The organism is Azospirillum sp. TSH100, assembly GCF_004923295.1.
GTDB lineage: Bacteria > Pseudomonadota > Alphaproteobacteria > Azospirillales > Azospirillaceae > Azospirillum.
On record NZ_CP039634.1, the window covers coordinates 1,410,755 to 1,428,906 of the forward strand.

Below are 18,152 nucleotides of genomic sequence, written 5' to 3' on the forward strand. Positions count from 1 at the left end.
GGATTTCCGTCCATGACCGCCGCCATGACCGTGGCCCGCCTCACCCGGCGCGCTCTGATCGCCACCACCGGTGCTGTCTTCGCCGCCGGCACCCTGATGTCCGCCGCGCTGGCTCAGCCGCTGGAGAAGGCGACGGTCGGCGTGCTGGCGCTGTCCTCCTCCGGGCCGATCTTCATCGCCAAGGCCAAGGGCTATTTCGCGAAGGAAGGGCTGGACGTCGAGCTGAAGATGTTCACTTCGGCCCAGCAGGTGCCGGTCGCCGTGACCTCGGGCGATGTCGATTTCGGTGTCACCGGCCTGACCGCCGGCTTCTACAACCTCGCCTCCAAGGGGGCGGTCACCATCATCGCGGCGCAGAGCCGCGACGAGCCGGGCTTTCCCCTGAGCGCCTATCTCGCTACCAACGCCGCCTATGACGCCGGCCTGAAGGCGCCGGCCGACCTGAAGGGCAAGCGGGTCGCCATCACCACCATCGGTTCGACCTTCCACTACATGATCGGGCTGCTGGCGCAGAAGCACGGCTTCACGGTCAAGGACGTGACCATGGTGCCCTTGCAGGACGTGCCGAAGATGGTCGCCGCCTTCCGGGGCGGGCAGGTCGATGCCATCATCGCGCCGTCCACCGTGTCGCGGCAGCTGGTGGCCGACGGTGCCGGCAAGATGCTGGGCTGGGTCGGCGACGAGACGCCCTGGCAGCTCGGCGCCCTGTTCACCGCGCCCAAGACGATGAAGGACCGGCGTCCGCTGGTGGAGAAGTTCGTCCGCGCCTACAAGACCGCGCTGGCCGAATATCACGCCGCCTTCAACGGCAAGGACGCCTCGGGCGCTCTGGTCAAGGGCCCCGGCTATGACGAGCTGCTGACCATCATCGCCGACGCGACCAAGCAGAAGCCGGACATCGCCGCCGCCGGCCTGCCCTATGTCGATCCGCAGGCCCGCTTGCTGGTGGATGACGTGATCAATCAGGTGAAGTTCTGGCAGTCGGAAGGCCAGGTCGACAAGGCGCTGGATCCGAAGTCGGTGATGGATCTCAGCATCGCCGGGCAGTGAGAGGAGGGGGCGGTCAAACCGCCAGATAGGCCGCCCTCACCCCGTCATCCGCCATCAGCTCCGTCATCGTGCCGGTCCAGCGCAGGCGGCCGGTCTCGATGACGCAGGCGCGGTCGGCGACCGACGAGGCGAAGGACAGGCTCTGTTCGGACAGCAGCACCGAAAGCCCCTCCGCCTTCAAGCGCCGCACCGCGTCAGCCATCTGCCTGACGATCAGCGGCGCCAGCCCTTCCGACGGTTCGTCGAGCAGAAGCAGCGACGGGTTGCCCATCAACGTGCGGGCCAGCGTCAGCATCTGCTGCTCACCGCCGCTCATCCGGGTGCCGCGCCGCCCGCGCATCTCCGCGAGGTTGGGGAACAGGGCGAACAGCTTCTCCGGCGTCCAGGCCGGGGCGCCGGGGCGGGGCGGCTGGCGGCCGACCTCCAGATTCTCCTCCACCGTCAGGTCGGCGAAGATGCGGCGATCCTCCGGCACATAGCCGACGCCGAGCCGGGCGATGCGGTGGGCGGGCAGGGCCGATAGGTCGAGCCCGTCGAAGCGCAGGGTCGTGGCGTGCCGCTCCACCAACCCCATGATCGCCTTCAGCGTGGTGGTCTTGCCGGCACCGTTGCGGCCCATCAGCGCCACCACCTCGCCACGTCCCACCGTCAGGGCGATGCCGTCGAGGATATGGGCGCGGCCATACCAGGCCTGGAGGCCGTCGACCGTCAGCAGGGGTTCGCTCACGCCTCGCCTCCCAGATAGACCGATTGCACGCGGGGATCGGCGCGCACCCGATCCGGCGGGCCCTCCGCGATCAGCCGGCCACGGTCGAGCACCAGCACGCGGGTGGCGTGGCCGAAGACGGCATCCATGTCATGCTCGGTGAACAGCACGGCGAGGCCGCGCTCGCGCACCAGCTCCGCGGTCAGCGCCATCAGGGCGAGCCGTTCGGCGGGCGCCATGCCGGCGGTCGGCTCGTCCATCAGCAGCACCGTCGGCTCGCTCGCCAGCGCCATTGCCAGCTCGACCCGCTTGACGTCGCCATAGGCCAGCACGCCGCAGGGACGGTCGGCTTGCGCCACCATGCCGACGCGCTCCAGCAGGGCCAACGCCGGTTCGCGGAATTGGGCGGCGGCCGGGCGCCACAGCCCCAACAGCCGGCGGGCACGCGACAGCAGAACCATCTGCACATTCTCCGCCACCGTCATCGAGGCGAAGGTCGCGGTGATCTGGAAGGTGCGCCCGATGCCCAGCGCCCAGATGCGCCGGGGCGGCAGTCCGACCAGTTCGGTGCCGTCAAGCCGGACCGATCCCGAATCGGGACGAAGCTGGCCGTTCAGCAGGTTGAAGCAGGTGCTCTTGCCGGCGCCGTTCGGGCCGATCAGCGCCAGCAGGTCGCCGGAGCGCAGGGTGAAGGATACGCCGCCAACCGCCTGCACCCCGCCGAAGGAGCGTTGCAGGTCGCGCACCACCAGTTCACTCATGGGCAATTCGCTTCTGGGCAACTCGCTCATGCCCGTCTCCCGATGCCGGACAGGAAGCCGACGATCCCCTTGGGGAAGACCAGAACCAGGGTGACGACGATCAGGCCCAGCACCAGCCGCCACCAGTCGGTCAGGCTCATCACCTCCGATTCGAGCAGATGGAAGACCGCCGCTCCGGCCAGCGGCCCGGCGACGGTCTGGATGCCGCCCATCAGCACCATCACCAGCGCGTCGACCGACTGCGGCACCGCCAGCAGGGTGGGGAAGACGCTGCCCTTGGCGAAGGCGTAGAGCCCGCCGGCCAGACCCGCGGCGCTGCCGGCGAACACGAAGGCCATCCACTGGAAGCGGCGCACGTCGATGCCGACCGATTCGGCGCGCAGGCCCGAGTCGCGTCCCGCCCGCAATGCGTATCCGAAGGAGGCGAAGGCCGCCCGTCGCAGCAGCCACAACGCGCCGCCGCACAGCGCCAGCGTCAGCCAATAGTAAGCCGCCTTGCCCGCCGCCCAGGCCGACGGCCAGACGCCGAGGATGCCGTTGTCGCCGCCGGTCACCGCATACCATTGGAAGGCGATCGACCAGACGATCTGCGCGAAGGCCAGCGTCAGCATGGCGAAATAGAGCCCCGAGCGCCGGACGCAGAACCAGCCGGCCACCAGCGCCCCCAGCCCGGCCAGCACCGGCGCGCCGGCCAGCGCCAGCGGCATCGGCGCGCCCAGATGCCTGACCAGCAGGGCCGAGCCATAGGCGCCCAGCCCGAACCATGCCGCATGGCCGAAGGACACCAGCCCGCCCAGCCCGATCAGCAGATGCAGGCTGGCGGCGAACAGGGCGAGGATCACCACTTCGGTCAGCAGGATCAGCGCGTAATCGCCGGCGACCAGCGGTGCGGCGGCCAGCAGCGCCAGCAGGGCCAGCGCCCACAGCCCGGCATGGCGGCCGGCCGACAGCGGCACGGTCACCGTGGCGGGTGCGGTCGGCGGCACTTCCTCGGCCCGGCCGAGCAGGCCGTGCGGGCGCAGGACCAGGACCACCGCCATGAACAGGAAGACGATCACCAGCGTGATCTGCGGGAAGATCAGGATGCCGAAGGCCTGCAATTGTCCGATCAGCAGCGAGGCGAGAAAGGCGCCGGTCAGGCTGCCCATGCCGCCGACCACGACGACGACGAAGGCCTCGACCACGATGGCCATGTCCATCTGCAAGGTCACCGCCTCGCGCGGGACCTGCAGGGCGCCGCCCAGCCCGGCCAGCGCGCAGCCCAGGAACAGCACCCCGGTGAACAGACGCGCCGGATCGACGCCGAGCGCGCTGGTCATCTCGCGGTCCTGCGTCGCCGCGCGCACCAGCGTGCCCCAGCGGGTGCGGTTGAACAGCAGCCACAGCAGCCCGAGCACCAGCGGCCCCAGCCCGATCAGCACAAGGTCGTAGAGCGGGAAGGGCTGGTCGAGGATGTCGATGGAACCCTTCAGCCCCGGCGCCCGGCGGCCCAGCAGATCCTCCGGACCCCAGGCCCAGGCGGTCAGATCCTGCACCACCAGCACGATGCCGAAGGTGCCGAGCAGCTGGAACAGCTCCGGCGAGCGGTAGAGCCGGCGCAGCAGCCCGATCTCCATCGCCGCCCCCAGCAGGCCCATCGCCAGCGCCGCGGCGGCGACCGAACTCCAGAAGCCGGCTGGCGTGCCGCCGAACCGCTCGATCAGCGACCAGCCGGCATAGGCCCCGACCATGTAGAAGGAGCCGTGCGCGAAATTCACGATCCGCGTCACGCCGAACACGATGGTCAACCCGGACGACACCAGGAACAGCGTCGCCGCGGTCGCGAGGCCGCTGAGGGCCTGGACGAGGAGGAAGGACATGAGGCGGGGCGCCGGAAGCCGGGCGCCTTACTCCGCCGGCCGCATCTTGCGCGCCGCGTCGTCGGGCGGCAGGTAGTTGGCGCCGTCGGCATAGCGCCAGTCCTTCATGGTGCCGCGGCCGTCCTTCACCGTCGTGGTGCCGACATAGGTGCCCATCGTCGCCTGATGGTCGGAGGCGCGGAAGGTCACCGGGCCGACGGGGCTGTCGATGGTCAGGCCGGCCAGTGCATCGACGATCGGCTCCGCATTGGCCGACTTGGCCTTGGTGATCGCTGCTGCGACCGCCTTCATGGTGGTGTAGCCGACGATGGATCCCGCCTTGGGCGATTCCTTGAAGCGCGCGGTGTAGGCGGCGACGAAGGCCTTGTGAGCGGGGGTGTCGATCTGCTCCCAGGGATAGCCGGTGACGATCCAGCCTTCCGGCGCCTCATCCTTCATCGGCTCCAGATATTCCGGCTCGCCGGTCAGCAGGCTGACGACCTTGCGGTTCCGGAAAAGGCCGCGGCCCTCGCCCTCGCGCACGAACTTGGCGAGGTCGGCACCAAAGGTGACGTTGAAGATGGCATCGGGCTTGGCGGCGGCCAGTGCCTGCACGGTCGGACCGGCCTCCAGCTTGCCCTGCACCGGCCACTGCTCGGCAACGAACTCGACGTCCGGGCGCCTTTCCTTCAGCAACTGCTTGAACCACGACACCGCCGACTGCCCGTATTCATAGTTTGGGGCGACGGTGGCCCAGCGCTTGGCCGGCAGTTTCGCCGCCTCTTCCACCAGCATCGCCGCCTGCATGTAGGTGCTGGGGCGCAGGCGGAAGGTGTAGCGGTTGCCCTTCGACCAGGTGATGGCGTCGGTCAGCGGTTCCGCCGCGACGAAGGGCATCTTGTTGCGTGCGGCAAAATCGGCGACGGCCAGCCCGATGTGGGAGAAATAGGTGCCGGCCAGCACGTCCACCGCCTCGTTCGTCACCAGTTCCTGCGCGACGCGGACGGCGTCGTCCGGCTTGCCGGCGTCGTCGCGCGAGACGACCTGAAGCTCGCAACAGCCGATCACGCCGCCCGCGGCGTTGATTTCCTCAAGCGCCAGTTGCCAGCCCTGGCGGTAGGGAATGGTGAAGGCGGGCAGGCCGGTATAGCTGTTGATCTCGCCCACCCGCACCGGCGCGCCGGAGAAGGTCACCGGCGGCTTGGCCGATTGAGCCGCGGCCGGAGTGGCGGAGAATGCTGCGACGGACACGGCAGCAGACACGGCAGCGAACAGAGCGGCCGGGCGGAGAACCTGCGCCAGCGGCGAGGCGGTCGGGTGACGGTGCTTCATCCTGCGGGAACCCCGGTTCGTAAGAGACCAGCGGCGTGTCCGGGTCGCGGTGCGACGCAACACATCGCGTTCATAGCAAACCCGGCGCAAAAGTCACCGCCTGATCGGGAATTTCCCGCCCGTGCCCCCTTGGGTGGCGTCTACATCAGGCGCGCCAGCAGGGCCATGAACTGTACCCGTTCCTCCTCGCTGAGCGGCGCCAGGGTCTGTTCGTGGGCGGCGGCGGCGTTCGCCATCAGGTCGATGACAAGGGCCTGACCGATCCGGGTCAGCCGGACGCTGGTGCGGCGCCGATCCTGCGGGTCGGGCTGGCGTTCGACCAGATTGCGCTCCACCAGACGCAGGATCACCCCCTGGGTCGTCGCCGGGTCCATGTAGGTCAACCGGCCGAGCTGATTCTGCGACAGCGGTCCTTCCGCATGCAGGGTGGCCAGTGCCCCCCATTGGGTGGGAGTCAGCAGATGATCACCGATCAGGGCGATGAAGATCGCCGACGCGCGCTGATGGGCGCGGCGAAGGCGGTGGTGAACCTGGCCGGCCAACAGGTAGTCGTCGGGAGGCAGTCGTCCGAAGTCGTCCATGGCAGCAGGCCCGTGGTTCGCGCCCGCCTTCGGTCCGGGGCGAAGGCTGGGGCGGGCACGGACCGCCGCTCCCGGCTGCGTGGGCAGGGATGGCGCGGCGTTTCCCGCCTGTCACCATCCGCTGGGTCCATTATGCGTTCCTCATGGAAAGGGTAGAAAACGCAATGCCCGCAGTGCAACCTTCGCAGATGCGTCATAGAGCCACAGGAATGCGCATGTTGCGACTTGCGCAACAAAAGAAGCGCCGTAAGCCTGAAAATAAGCCATGGGCGAAATTTGCCGCAACTCGGGCCGCCATTCGGATGTTCTGTACGGCGGCTTCTTGTCGGCTGTTCTTCGTCAGGGTTTACGTTTGGGCGGATAGCTGTCGGGCGGGGCGGTCTTCTCGGCCGGGCTTATCGCATCGTCCTTTTCAGGGGGCGTCACGCCGCCCGGCGTGTAGGGCGGCGTGGTGGCGTCGGGCGGGCGGTCGGTCGAAGGCGGCGCGGGTGGCGTGTCGAGTCGGCGTGTCATGTGGCACCTTTTCTGGCCAAGAAACGTGATGAACAACCCGGTGCCGGGCAGGGGGTTCCAAAGCAGGCGCCGTGTCCCATCGCCAGTTCCGGCCTGTCGTTCTATGACCTTCATCTTAGGACCACTTGAAAAAGGCGCAGAAATCAAGCGGGTCATCGCTGCCGACATCATTGCCGGACCGGCGGCTTTTTGTTGCGGCCACACCACAGGACCCGGCAAAAGCGGCAGGACGTGGGCTTCACTGTTGCGTGGGAAGCACGGTTTGTTGTGTCTTTGCCGAGGATGCGTCCGCATCGGCCCCGGCCTGGGTTTCAAGCCGGATACCGGTGCCGGGCCGTGTCCCACCAAGGAGCCGGACCCCCGGCCCAGTGAGCCGACCGAACCCAGCCAAGCGCGGTGACTCCAGATGAAGACCAGCACCCTTTCCCTCCTCGCCCTCGCTCTCGCCTCGACCGGGCTGACGTCGCTTCCCGCCGCCGCCCAGGACGACCTGCAGCGTGGCGAAACCGTGCTGGAGCGTCGCCGGCCGGAACTGGAGCAGCTCGGGCTGCGCGCCGGCTCCTTCCTGTTCCTGCCGCGGGTGGAAACCGGTGCCACCTATGACACCAACGTCTACGCCACGCGTGACAACCATGAGGACGACGTCATCTGGACGGTCCGTCCGCGGCTGGACATCAAGTCGGATTTCTCGGCGCACGCGCTGAACTTCTCGGCCTCGGCCGATGCCGGCCGCTACAGCGACCATTCAGGTGAGAACTACACCGATTATACCGTACAGGCCGACGGACGCTTCGACGTGAACAAGGGCGGCGCGCTGGACGGCCAGCTGTTCCACCGCCGCAACCATGAAGGCCGCGGCGACATCAACAGCCTGCAAGGCTATGCCGAGCCGGTGAAATATTACACCAGTGGCGGCGAGGCCGGCTATACCCAGCGCTTCAATCGCCTGCGCGCCCGCGTTTCCGGTTCGGCCCAGTACATCTCCTATGACGACGTCGATCTGATCGGCGGCGGCGTCGCCCGCCAGGGCGACCGCGACCGCTGGGAATATGCGACGGTCGGCCGTGTCGGCTATGAGTTCATCGCGGGCTACGAGGCCTTCGTCCAGGGCACCTATTCCTGGACCCGGCACAAGAACGACCGCGACGCCTTCGGCCTCGACCGCGACTCCGACGGCTACGAGGTGGTGGGCGGTCTCGCCACCGACCTGACCGGCCTGATCACCGGCGAGGTCTTCGCCGGCTATCTCGCCCGCAACTACAAGGATTCACGGCTGGAGGATTTCAACGGCCTGTCCTTCGGCGGGCGCCTGAACTGGGCCGTCACCCAGCTGACCGGCATCAGCGCCACCGCCAGCCGCCAGGTGCGCGAGACCTCGGCCAGCCCCGGCTTCGGTACGGCCTCCAGCTACACCCGCACCCTGTTCGCGTTGGGTGTCGATCACGAGTTGCTGCGCTCGCTGGTGCTGAACGGCCGTCTGCAATACCGCCAGGACGACTTCAACGGCAATGACCGCAACGACAAGGTCTATACGGCCGGCGTCGGCGGCACCTATCAGATGAACCGCAACTTCTATCTGACCGGCGGCTACACCTACGAAAAGCGCAACTCCAACCTGAGCTCCGCCGAGTATAGCGACAACCTGATCTATCTGCGCGTCGGCGCCCAGATGTAATCCAGGCTGTAATCTGGCGGAATCGGATCGGCCGACCGGGAAAGTCCCGGCCGAACGTCCTAAAGGTTCCGCTGAACAGGGCAGGGCGTCCGTTCTATGACGGGCGCCCTTTTCTTATGCCTGTTTTTATTATCGACGGTGTTGTACTGGGCAGATCCGAAGGCGGTAATTCCTCTCCACTTTTTCCCAAGCGCTTGCGAGTTGCTAGTCTCCACCCGAATTCAGGTGCATGACCAAAGGGCGCCGCTGCAAGGCGGCCGGCGGATGGGGCGGTTCCGGTGGAACGGCTCCGTCGAACAGGGCCGGGCCGGCGCTGTGGCAGGCATCCACCAGCCAGGGAAGGGGTTTAGGGATGAATCGACGTCAGGTGATCCGTGCGCTGGGCCAGGGGATCGGACGTGGGATCGCGGTGACCGCGCTCGCCGTTGCCATGGTCGGCTGTGCCGGCAACGACGCGCCGATGGAGACCGCCAGCGCCGGTCAGATCGGCGAATACCGTCTCGGCCCGGGTGACGCGCTGCGTGTCATCGTGTTCGGCGAGGAACAGCTGTCCGGCGAATTCCGCGTGGACGGCACCGGCAAGGTCGCCATGCCGCTGATCGGCGAGGTCTCCGCCAAGGACCGCAACACCCGGGACCTGGAAAAGGAAATCGCCACCCGCCTGTCCGCCGGTTACGTGAAGGATCCGAAGGTCAGCGTCGAGGTGCTGAACCACCGCCCCTTCTTCATCCTGGGCGAGGTGCGCAACCCCGGCCAGTACCAGTATGTCAACGGCATGACCGCTCTGTCGGCGGTGGCGATGGCCGGTGGCTACACCTACCGCGCCAAGGAGGATTATGTCCTCATCACCCGCGGCAGCGATCCCAAGAAGGAAATCCGCAAGGCGCCGATCACCACCTCGGTGATGCCGGACGACGTGGTCCGCATTCCGGAGCGTTATTTCTAAGCGACGCGGTCCGGCGAACGGCAGCGCGAGGCAGAATCGCAGGAAGCCCGGTCAGGAATCATCCGGCCGGGCTTCTTGCCGTCTGGAAAGGGCGATCAGGTGTCGAGCGTGTCGCCGCCCTTCTTCTGGCCCGGCGGCATGCGCTGGTTGCCGGGAACCACCGCATCGCGCGAGATGCCGTGCGGCGGGGTGGTGCCCGCCGCTTCGTCGTCGGTGCCGAGCGGCGCCGCGGCGGGATCAATGGCCGGAACCTTGTCGCCGGTCAGGCCGCGGTCGATGTCGGCACGCATCCGATTTGCCTCCGCGCTGGGCGTGGTGGGCGTATCGCCGTCCGAGTCGGGATGGGGCTTGGTCATGGTCGGCCTTTCGCGCAAACTGCCAATGGGGGGCTTCAGATGCCTTTCCCAACCGATGCGTTCCGTAGAGGGTTCCCTGGCGGGGAATTCTCCGGGCAAGAAGTCCCTGCCGGACGCATCGGTCAGCTGATCCGCATTCTGACCCTGCGGCCATGGGGGGTGCCTGATGTCCGACACCGGCCTTGCTCTGTTGGCGTTCGGTATCCCGGCAATCACGGGCGCCCTGTTCCTCGCGGCAACCATCCTCATGGTCCGTCTCCGTGGATGGCGGCGGCTCTACTGGGCCTGCTGCGCCATCATGATCGCAGGCGGCAGCGCCGGAGCGGTCAGTGCCTTGTGCTGCCTGCCTCCGATGATCCTGCCCGACGGCTCGGTCAGCGGAGAGATGCCGCCGACCTTCGGAGCCGGTCTGACGATGGCGGTCACGGGATGCGGGAGCGCGTTGCTTGGCCTCCTTGTGTTTTGGTTCATGAACCGTTCCGGCATGCGGCGGCGAACCCACCGGCCGCGGTCACGGGTTTGGCTGTAGGCAGGCAAATCCCTGGGGGAGACGTGGGCGATCAACGCGCTACGACCAGCAATGACGGAAAGGATTTTGTGACCGTAACCCCGGGGCAAAGAGAGATGGAACCGGCCTTGGGCGTGGCAGGGGTCGTGTCAGTCTCCGCTGGCCCGTATCGTGGCGAAGGAGCCCGGTATCCGCTCCGTCGGCTGTAGGCACAGCCAGAGCGCGGCTGGCGGGGGCGCTTGGTCGGGCTCAATCAGCGCAGCGGGGCTGCGGTGATGATTTCCTTGTGACGATGGTCGGGCGATCAGGCGCGTTGCCACATCCTCCGACACAGCCGCCAGCAGTTCAGCAATGAGTTCTGCCGTGTGGTGTTCGCGGTCAGCCTTACGACGGCTCCACTGCTTCTGCCGTTCAGCATCGGTCATCGACTTGCCGTCAAGTAATGGCCGGATCACGGAACGTCCGAAACGCGGTGTGACATTGAGACGTATGGACGAGGCCGGCGACATCCACATACGTCCAGGCGTAGCGCCCTTTTGTCGCAGAGGGTGCTTCACCTTCGAGGTAAGCTGCTACTTTTGGTAACGTTGCCGAAGCAGTTGAAATGGCAACTCAAACCTGACCTCGCTATAACCATGGGTAAATTGCGATATGCCTAATATTTCCGCGGAAGAGCGTGATCGGCTAGGCCCAGTGTGGGATATGAGCCAAGAACGCGCCTTTGTTGAAAATCTTCTAAATCAACGCGTAAATATGTTTCTCGTGTTGTTCTCGGTGACGATGGGGGCGACTATACAGTTAAGGGGTACGGGAACATTGCAGGCAATTGTTCTAACGATTGGAACTTTTTTGCTGTCAATTATGCTGTTGAGCATTATTCGAGCTCAGCAGAAGCTTGATGTAATATTGGGGGTTCTGTTTCAGGACGATACGCACCCCGCAAAGATTGCTGATAATCTGGCGATTCCTAAAATAAGTGCCAGAAAGGTTGTGGGGTATGGTCTGCCAATTACGTGCGTCACAATTCTGATTGTCACGTCTGGTTTGGCGTGGACAGGATACATTGATGCAATTTTGAAGACTTCGGTTCCAAGTCCCGCGATACATTGCCAACCCAACGAACAGACAGCGCAACAAAAATAGAAAAGATATTAATCTGCGTTTAAAGCAGTTTCACGCTCAGCCGTCCTCTGCATGCTCTGTCCATACACCTCCACGTCCCAGTGTGTCAGGTTCGCGAACCACAGTGCGGACACAAAAGCAAAGGCCCCGGCGGAACGCTCGGGGCCTTGCCATAAGTGCTTGATATTCAAGCCAAAACTGGTGCCGGATACAGGAATCGAACCCGTGACCTTCTGATTACAAATCAGCTGCTCTACCAGCTGAGCTAATCCGGCGCGCCCATCGTTTGACGCGGGCACACCTTAGCGTCCCTTTTCCGCGTAAACAAGCACTTGGCCGCTCCGGTCCCGCAGCCGGTCACTCGCGCAGGCGGGCAACCTCATACAGAGCCACCGCCGCGGCGTTTGAGACGTTGAGGCTGCCCACCGGACCGCCGGTCGGCAGGCGGGCGATCGCGTCGCAACGCTCCATCGTCAGCCGGCGCAGGCCGCTGCCTTCCGCACCCATCACCAGTACCGTCTTGCCGGTCAGGTCCAGCTTTGCCAGCGTCGATGGCCCCGATTCGGCAAGCCCGACCGACCAGAAGCCGTTCTGCTGCAGATCTGTCAGCGCGCGGGCCAGATTGGTGACGCGGACCAGCGGGACCGCCTCCAGCGCGCCCGACGCGCTCTTCGCCAGCACGCCGGTCGTCTCAGGTGCATGGCGTTCGGTCACCACCACGGCACGGGCGCCGAAGGCGGCGGCGGAGCGCAGGATGGCGCCGACATTGTGCGGGTCCGTCACCTGATCGAGGGCGACGATGACTGCCGACGTTTCCGAAGCCAACTCGTTGCACAAATCCTCGATGCCCAGCTCGGGCAGGGGAGAGGCGTCGACGACGATCCCCTGATGCACCGCACCAGGCGGCAGCATCCGATCAAGCTCCATCCTGTCGACCGGCGAAGCCTCCGGCCGTTGCAGGCCCCGAGCGCGGGCGGCGGCGATCGCCGGCTCAAGCGCGGCGCGGCCCGAGTCGGTCACCAGCAGCCGGTGGATGCGCCGCTCTGGATTGGTCCAGGCGGCGGCAACCGGGTGCAGTCCATAGAGCAGCACGCCCCGCGCTGCCGGCCCCCGACCACCCTTCGCAGCGCCCCGTCTGCCACGTCCGGACTCCTCCGAAAGCTCCTGCCGCGGCGCCGCGACCTGCTGCGGCCTGGAGCCCGGCCGCTCGGCGTTGCGTTCCGAGTGAGGGGCGGAGGGACGGGTGGAGGAGGGGCCGGAACCCGGGTGCCTGGAGCGCGTCATGATACCCACGAAGAAGGGGAGGGGACCGCAGCGGACTGCGGCCGAATTTTTTCTGGTGTGAACCGCTTAACCCGTGTTGACAAGGTCTGAAAAATTCGCATATTGCCGAACTCCGCGGCGGGCACTGCCAGGCTGCGGACTGGAAGGGTGGCCGAGTGGTTAAAGGCAGCAGACTGTAAATCTGCCCGCGTTAGCGTACGCTGGTTCGAATCCAGCCCCTTCCACCACTACTTTCCACGGCTTGTCCGTGATCGCGTTTGCCCCGGACGGTCGCGCCGGCGGGATGCTTAGGCGGGTGTAGCTCAATGGTAGAGCAGAAGCCTTCCAAGCTTACGACGGGGGTTCGATTCCCCTCACCCGCTCCAATCCCGCGTGCGCCACGGAAAACGGATCTCGGCCGGGCCATTGTGTGCGTCCGGAACGTCGGGAACGAAAGACCAAAGCGATGGCGAAGGCAAAGTTTGAGCGGAACAAGCCGCACTGCAACGTTGGCACGATCGGCCACGTCGACCACGGCAAGACGTCGCTGACGGCGGCGATCACGAAGGTGCTGGCGGAGTCCGGCGGCGCCACCTTCACCGCTTACGACCAGATCGACAAGGCGCCGGAAGAGAAGGCGCGCGGCATCACGATCTCGACGGCGCACGTCGAGTACGAGACGACCAACCGCCACTACGCGCACGTCGACTGCCCCGGCCACGCCGACTATGTGAAGAACATGATCACGGGCGCCGCCCAGATGGACGGCGCGATCCTGGTCGTGTCGGCCGCTGACGGCCCGATGCCGCAGACCCGCGAGCACATCCTGCTGGCCCGCCAGGTTGGCGTTCCGGCGCTGGTCGTGTTCATGAACAAGGTCGACATGGTCGACGATCCGGAGCTGCTGGAGCTGGTCGAGCTGGAAGTTCGCGAGCTGCTGTCCTCCTACCAGTTCCCGGGCGACGACATTCCGATCACCAAGGGCTCGGCCCTGTGCGCCCTGGAAGACCGTCAGCCGGAGATCGGCCGTGACGCCGTCCTGGCGCTGATGAAGACGGTGGACGAGTACATCCCGCAGCCGGAGCGTCCGAAGGACCGTCCGTTCCTGATGCCGATCGAAGACGTGTTCTCGATCTCGGGCCGCGGCACCGTGGTGACCGGCCGTGTCGAGCGCGGCATCGTGAAGGTCGGTGACGAAGTCGAGATCGTCGGCCTGAAGGCGACGGTGAAGACGACGGTGACCGGCGTCGAGATGTTCCGCAAGCTGCTCGACTCGGGTGAGGCCGGCGACAACATCGGCGCGCTGCTGCGCGGCACGAAGCGCGAGGACGTCGAGCGCGGCCAGGTTCTGGCCAAGCCGGGTTCGATCACCCCGCACACCAAGTTCAAGGCCGAAGCCTACATCCTGACGAAGGAAGAGGGCGGCCGCCACACCCCGTTCTTCACCAACTACCGTCCGCAGTTCTACTTCCGTACGACGGACGTGACGGGCATGGTGTCGCTGCCGGAAGGCGTCGAGATGGTGATGCCGGGCGACAACGTCGCCATGGAAGTGGCGCTGATCGCCCCGATCGCCATGGACGAGGGCCTGCGCTTCGCCATCCGCGAGGGTGGTCGCACCGTGGGCGCCGGCGTCGTTGCCAAGATCGTCGAGTGATGCTATAAGCCTGCCTCCCCCGTCGAGCCGCCGGTTCGACGGGGGAGTTTTATCTGCGCGAAGAGTAAGGTTGGGCTTCTGGTAAGCCGATCTGAACGTTCTTTCGAAAGTCGGGTCGAAAGGCCTTGACACCGCCGCCGAAAGAATGGTTTAAGCGGCCTCCCACGCCGGAAGGTGTGGTTGGACGGAGATAGGAGTGTAGCTCAATTGGTAGAGCACCGGTCTCCAAAACCGGGGGTTGGGGGTTCGAGCCCCTCCACTCCTGCCATCCCGTCCCAATAACGATCAGGGTAAAAGCGGCGCCCTTACAGTCGCTCCGGAGCTCGCACGGTTCGCACGATGGCAAAAGTCAATCCCGCAGAATTCGCGCGCGAGGTCCGCCGCGAGGTAGCCAGGGTCACCTGGCCGACCCGCAAGGAAACCGGCATCACGACCGCCATGGTGTTCGTCATGGTCGTGCTCGCCGCCCTGTTCTTCCTCGTCGTCGATCAGGTGCTGGCGGTTGCCGTTCGCTTGATCCTTGGGCTGGGAGGCTAAGACATGGCTGCGCGCTGGTACGTCGTTCACGTCTATTCGGGTTTCGAAAAGAAGGTCTCTCAGGCCATCCGCGAAAAGGCGGCTCAGAAGGGTCTGGAAGACAAGTTCGAGGAAATCCTGGTCCCGACCGAGGAAGTGGTCGAAGTGCGCCGGGGTTCCAAGATCAACACCGAACGCAAGTTTTTCCCCGGCTATGTCCTCGTCAAGATGGACCTGACCGACGAATCCTGGTCGCTGGTGAAGAACACGCCGAAGGTCACGGACTTCCTGGGTGGTGGCGGTAAGCCGCAGCCGATTTCCCAGCGCGAGGCCGAGCGGATCATCCATCAGGTGCAGGAAGGCTTTGAGCGCCCCAAGCCCTCGATCACCTTCGAGGTGGGCGAGCAGGTTCGAGTGAGCGACGGCCCCTTCACCTCGTTCAATGGTGTCGTCGAGGAAGTCGACGAAGAGAAGTCCCGCCTCAAGGTGGCGGTGTCGATCTTCGGTCGGTCCACGCCGGTTGAGTTGGAATACACGCAGGTCGAAAAGATCTGAGCGCAAGGTTCCAAAAGTGTTTCGAGTCGGAGCTGCCGGTGCCTGCATCGGTGGCTCCATTCTGTTGCGGGAGGCTCGCCATGGCCGAACCGCAAAACCCCGCGACGCCGCGCCGGACCATCCGGTCACAGGCGTGAGGCGTCGTCCCAGGAGGTTGTGAGATGGCGAAGAAAATCGTCGGTTACATCAAGCTGCAGGTCCCGGCCGGCAAGGCCAACCCGTCGCCGCCCATCGGCCCGGCGCTCGGTCAGCGCGGCCTGAACATCATGGAGTTCTGCAAGGCGTTCAACGCCAAGACGGCGGACCTGGAAGTCGGCATGCCGATTCCGGTGGTCATCACCGCCTATGGCGACCGCACCTTCACCTTCGTGACCAAGACCCCGCCGGTCAGCTACTTCCTCAAGAAGGCTTCGGGCAAGGACAAGGGTTCGACCACTCCTGGCAAGGGCGGTTTCGTCGGCCAGGTCACGACCTCGCAGATCCGCGAGATCGCCCAGAAGAAGATGGCCGACCTGAACGCGCACGACGTCGAAGCCGCCGCGAGCATGATCGCCGGTTCCGCCCGCTCGATGGGCCTCGAAGTGGTGGAGGGCTGATCCTATGGCGAAGCTGGGCAAGCGTCTGACCGACGCCTACAAGACCGTTAACCGCGACTCCTTCTACTCGCTGGAAGAGGCCGTCACCCTGGTGAAGGGCGCCGCCAAGGCCAAGTTCGACGAGACCATCGAGATCGCGATGAACCTCGGCATCGATCCGCGCCACGCCGACCAGATGGTCCGCGGCGTCGTGAACCTGCCGAACGGCACCGGCAAGACCGTCCGCGTGGCGGTGTTCGCCCGTGGCGCCAAGGTCGATGAGGCCCTGGCCGCCGGCGCCGACGTTGTCGGCGGCGACGATCTGGCCGAACAGATCCTGGCCGGCAACATCAACTTCGACCGCTGCATCGCCTCGCCCGACATGATGGGCGTGGTCGGCAAGCTCGGTAAGGTGCTCGGCCCGCGCGGCCTGATGCCGAACCCGAAGCTGGGCACCGTGACCCCCGACGTGGCCGGCGCCGTCAAGGCCGCCAAGGCCGGCGCGGTGGAGTTCCGTGCGGAGAAGACCGGTATCGTCCATGCCGGCGTCGGCAAGGTCAGCTTCTCGGAAGAGGCGCTGGTCCAGAACATCCGCGCCTTCGTCGATGCCATCAGCCGTGCCAAGCCGACCGGCGCCAAGGGTCAGTACCTGCTGAAGGTCTCGCTCTCGTCGACGATGGGCCCCGGCCTGAAGCTCGACCTCGCCAGCGTGTCGGCTCCGGCCGCCGCCTGACGACCCGTTTCGCCACCGCCGTCCTCGGACGGCGGTGGCGACAGGGTGGATTGCTTGCGGGGGAAACCTCAAGGGCACCCACCCACCCCTGTCCGAGACCGCTGGTGTCCAACCCCGACCGCAGGGAACGGGAAGGGCTTAAAATTCACCCGCGCAGACAGGAGTTGAACCCGTTTACCCCTCCGGCTCCGCAGCACCCGTGCGACGGCATCCGGTTCAGGAACGGCTTGACTTCTGGGACAGGTTCGCCGGATCTCCGACCCTTCGGGGGCGGGGGTCCATGTACACCTCTGTGCAAGGAGGCGATCCGTGGATCGTACACAAAAAGAAGCGACGATCGCGGCTCTGCAATCGAAGCTCCAGGACACGGGCCTGGTGGTGGTCACCCACCATCTGGGCCTGACGGTGAAGGAAGTCACCGACCTGCGTGCGAAGGTTCGGGCTGCTGGCGCCAGCTTCAAAGTGACGAAGAACCGGCTCGCCCGTCGTTCCCTTCAGGGGACGCAGTTCGAAGGTCTGGACGGTCTCTTCAAGGGACCGACGGCGATCGCCTTCTCGAAGGATCCCGTTGCGGCCGCCAAGGTGGTGGCCGACTACGCGAAGACCAATGAGAAGCTGAAGATCGTCGGCGCCAGCCTCGGCACCCAGATTCTGGACGCGGAGGGGGTCAAGGCCCTCGCCTCGCTCCCGTCGCTGGACGAACTGCGTGGCCGCCTCGTGGGCATGATCCAGACCCCGGCGACCCGTATCGCCGGTGTTCTCCAGGCTCCGGGCGGCCAGGTCGCCCGCGTGCTGGCTGCCTACGCGAAGAAGGACGACGAGGCGGCGGCCTAACCAGGCCTAGTCACTCGTTTTTTCCATCCCCAGAACTCAAGTTGTTTGGAGTAGTAAAATGGCTGATCTGCAGAAGCTCGTCGACGATCTGTCGGCCCTGACCGTCCTGGAAGCCGCCGAGCTGTCGAAGCTCCTCGAAGAGAAGTGGGGCGTCTCCGCCGCCGCTCCGGTGGCCGTTGCCGCCGCCGGCCCGGCCGCTGCCGCTGCCGCTCCGGCCGAAGAGCAGACCGAGTTCACGGTGATCCTCGCCGACGCCGGCGACAAGAAGATCAACGTGATTAAGGAAGTCCGTGCGATCACCGGCCTGGGCCTGAAGGAAGCCAAGGACCTGGTCGAGGGCGCTCCGAAGCCGGTCAAGGAAGGCGCCACGAAGGACGAGGCCGCCAAGATCAAGAAGCAGCTTGAAGAAGCCGGCGCCAAGGTCGATATTAAGTAAGACCTTGTTGCGTACGGATCACACAGTACCAAGCCGGACGGCGGTCGGTTCCCCAGGGGGCCGGCCGCCGCACGGCATTTTCTGCCTTCCGCCGGACCGGGCTCGCCCGGCCCGGCTCTTTCCGTCCCCATCATGGGGATGGCCCGCGCGGGCGCCCTCGGGACCGGTCGACAGCAGTCGGCTCGATCCCACGGT

At 65.8% G+C, this 18,152-nt stretch carries 21 protein-coding genes and 4 tRNA genes; 15 read left to right on the plus strand and 10 right to left on the minus strand.

Annotation, left to right across the window (positions count from 1 at the left end; translation table 11 throughout):
* Positions 1–12: 12 nt before the first annotated feature.
* Positions 13–1,050, plus strand: a complete 1,038-nt coding sequence (locus E6C72_RS06715; protein WP_247876027.1) for an ABC transporter substrate-binding protein — start codon at positions 13–15, stop codon at positions 1,048–1,050.
* A 13-nt stretch (positions 1,051–1,063) separates the two neighbouring features.
* Here E6C72_RS06715 and E6C72_RS06720 read toward each other — a convergent pair whose 3' ends face one another.
* The 6 genes from E6C72_RS06720 to E6C72_RS31700 form a co-directional block, all read right to left on the minus strand.
* The gene (locus tag E6C72_RS06720) at positions 1,064–1,777 is read right to left on the minus strand and encodes an ABC transporter ATP-binding protein (RefSeq protein WP_109443787.1); all 714 of its coding nucleotides are present in this window, start codon (positions 1,775–1,777) and stop codon (positions 1,064–1,066) included.
* Positions 1,774–2,517: an ABC transporter ATP-binding protein gene (locus E6C72_RS06725; protein WP_109443788.1), complete on the minus strand. Its 744-nt coding sequence runs from the start codon at positions 2,515–2,517 to the stop codon at positions 1,774–1,776. Before E6C72_RS06725 ends, E6C72_RS06720 begins: the two co-directional genes overlap by 4 nt.
* A 26-nt stretch (positions 2,518–2,543) precedes the next feature.
* Positions 2,544–4,376, minus strand: coding sequence for an ABC transporter permease (locus E6C72_RS06730; RefSeq protein ID WP_109443789.1), 1,833 nt, complete (start codon positions 4,374–4,376; stop codon positions 2,544–2,546).
* A gap of 27 nt (positions 4,377–4,403) precedes the next feature.
* Positions 4,404–5,687, minus strand: coding sequence for an ABC transporter substrate-binding protein (locus tag E6C72_RS06735; RefSeq protein WP_109443790.1), 1,284 nt, complete (start codon positions 5,685–5,687; stop codon positions 4,404–4,406).
* A gap of 140 nt (positions 5,688–5,827) precedes the next feature.
* Complete coding sequence (locus tag E6C72_RS06740) at positions 5,828–6,268, minus strand: MarR family winged helix-turn-helix transcriptional regulator (protein WP_109443791.1); 441 nt, start codon at positions 6,266–6,268, stop codon at positions 5,828–5,830.
* A gap of 339 nt (positions 6,269–6,607) precedes the next feature.
* Positions 6,608–6,781: a hypothetical protein gene (locus E6C72_RS31700; RefSeq protein ID WP_158280230.1), complete on the minus strand. Its 174-nt coding sequence runs from the start codon at positions 6,779–6,781 to the stop codon at positions 6,608–6,610.
* A 406-nt stretch (positions 6,782–7,187) separates the two neighbouring features.
* Here E6C72_RS31700 and E6C72_RS06745 point away from each other — a divergent pair, with 406 nt between their 5' ends.
* Both E6C72_RS06745 and E6C72_RS06750 read left to right on the plus strand, forming a co-directional pair.
* Complete coding sequence (locus tag E6C72_RS06745) at positions 7,188–8,456, plus strand: outer membrane beta-barrel protein (protein ID WP_109443792.1); 1,269 nt, start codon at positions 7,188–7,190, stop codon at positions 8,454–8,456.
* A 352-nt stretch (positions 8,457–8,808) separates the two neighbouring features.
* Positions 8,809–9,402, plus strand: a complete 594-nt coding sequence (locus E6C72_RS06750; RefSeq protein WP_109443793.1) for a polysaccharide biosynthesis/export family protein — start codon at positions 8,809–8,811, stop codon at positions 9,400–9,402.
* Between the two features lie 95 nt (positions 9,403–9,497).
* Here E6C72_RS06750 and E6C72_RS06755 read toward each other — a convergent pair whose 3' ends face one another.
* The gene (locus tag E6C72_RS06755; protein WP_109443794.1) at positions 9,498–9,758 is read right to left on the minus strand and encodes a hypothetical protein; all 261 of its coding nucleotides are present in this window, start codon (positions 9,756–9,758) and stop codon (positions 9,498–9,500) included.
* A gap of 166 nt (positions 9,759–9,924) precedes the next feature.
* Between E6C72_RS06755 and E6C72_RS06760 the strand changes: the two genes are divergently transcribed.
* Complete coding sequence (locus tag E6C72_RS06760) at positions 9,925–10,287, plus strand: hypothetical protein (RefSeq protein WP_109443795.1); 363 nt, start codon at positions 9,925–9,927, stop codon at positions 10,285–10,287.
* A gap of 128 nt (positions 10,288–10,415) precedes the next feature.
* Here E6C72_RS06760 and E6C72_RS06765 read toward each other — a convergent pair whose 3' ends face one another.
* Positions 10,416–10,691 (minus strand): hypothetical protein, encoded by a 276-nt coding sequence (locus E6C72_RS06765; RefSeq protein ID WP_136700688.1) that lies wholly within the window; start codon positions 10,689–10,691, stop codon positions 10,416–10,418.
* A gap of 277 nt (positions 10,692–10,968) precedes the next feature.
* Between E6C72_RS06765 and E6C72_RS06770 the strand changes: the two genes are divergently transcribed.
* The gene (locus tag E6C72_RS06770; protein WP_136700690.1) at positions 10,969–11,409 is read left to right on the plus strand and encodes a hypothetical protein; all 441 of its coding nucleotides are present in this window, start codon (positions 10,969–10,971) and stop codon (positions 11,407–11,409) included.
* A 178-nt stretch (positions 11,410–11,587) separates the two neighbouring features.
* Here E6C72_RS06770 and E6C72_RS06775 read toward each other — a convergent pair.
* Positions 11,588–11,663 (minus strand) — tRNA-Thr (locus tag E6C72_RS06775).
* Positions 11,664–11,745: 82 nt separating this feature from the next.
* A complete protein-coding gene (gene rlmB, locus E6C72_RS06780) occupies positions 11,746–12,672 on the minus strand; it encodes a 23S rRNA (guanosine(2251)-2'-O)-methyltransferase RlmB (RefSeq protein ID WP_109443796.1) in 927 nt (308 codons plus the stop codon).
* A gap of 141 nt (positions 12,673–12,813) precedes the next feature.
* On the opposite strand from rlmB, the gene E6C72_RS06785 reads away from it, so the two are divergent.
* The 10 genes from E6C72_RS06785 to rplL all read left to right on the plus strand — a co-directional run bounded on the left by E6C72_RS06785 (position 12,814) and on the right by rplL (position 17,957).
* Positions 12,814–12,899 (plus strand) — tRNA-Tyr (locus E6C72_RS06785).
* Positions 12,900–12,963: 64 nt separating this feature from the next.
* Positions 12,964–13,037: transfer RNA gene (locus tag E6C72_RS06790), tRNA-Gly, on the plus strand.
* Between the two features lie 80 nt (positions 13,038–13,117).
* Positions 13,118–14,308: an elongation factor Tu gene (gene tuf / locus E6C72_RS06795; RefSeq protein ID WP_014246875.1), complete on the plus strand. Its 1,191-nt coding sequence runs from the start codon at positions 13,118–13,120 to the stop codon at positions 14,306–14,308.
* Between the two features lie 192 nt (positions 14,309–14,500).
* A tRNA-Trp gene (locus E6C72_RS06800) sits at positions 14,501–14,576 on the plus strand.
* 71 nt (positions 14,577–14,647) lie between these two features.
* On the plus strand, positions 14,648–14,845 hold the full coding sequence (gene secE, locus E6C72_RS06805) for a preprotein translocase subunit SecE (protein ID WP_014246876.1): 198 nt from the start codon (positions 14,648–14,650) through the stop codon (positions 14,843–14,845).
* A gap of 3 nt (positions 14,846–14,848) precedes the next feature.
* Positions 14,849–15,379, plus strand: coding sequence for a transcription termination/antitermination protein NusG (nusG, locus tag E6C72_RS06810; RefSeq protein ID WP_012973192.1), 531 nt, complete (start codon positions 14,849–14,851; stop codon positions 15,377–15,379).
* A 161-nt stretch (positions 15,380–15,540) separates the two neighbouring features.
* Positions 15,541–15,975: a 50S ribosomal protein L11 gene (gene rplK, locus E6C72_RS06815; protein ID WP_042690902.1), complete on the plus strand. Its 435-nt coding sequence runs from the start codon at positions 15,541–15,543 to the stop codon at positions 15,973–15,975.
* A 4-nt stretch (positions 15,976–15,979) separates the two neighbouring features.
* Positions 15,980–16,687, plus strand: a complete 708-nt coding sequence (gene rplA, locus E6C72_RS06820) for a 50S ribosomal protein L1 (protein ID WP_109865358.1) — start codon at positions 15,980–15,982, stop codon at positions 16,685–16,687.
* Positions 16,688–16,996: 309 nt separating this feature from the next.
* A complete protein-coding gene (gene rplJ / locus E6C72_RS06825; RefSeq protein ID WP_014246881.1) occupies positions 16,997–17,521 on the plus strand; it encodes a 50S ribosomal protein L10 in 525 nt (174 codons plus the stop codon).
* Positions 17,522–17,579: 58 nt separating this feature from the next.
* Positions 17,580–17,957, plus strand: a complete 378-nt coding sequence (rplL, locus tag E6C72_RS06830; RefSeq protein ID WP_014246882.1) for a 50S ribosomal protein L7/L12 — start codon at positions 17,580–17,582, stop codon at positions 17,955–17,957.
* Positions 17,958–18,152 lie beyond the last annotated feature (195 nt).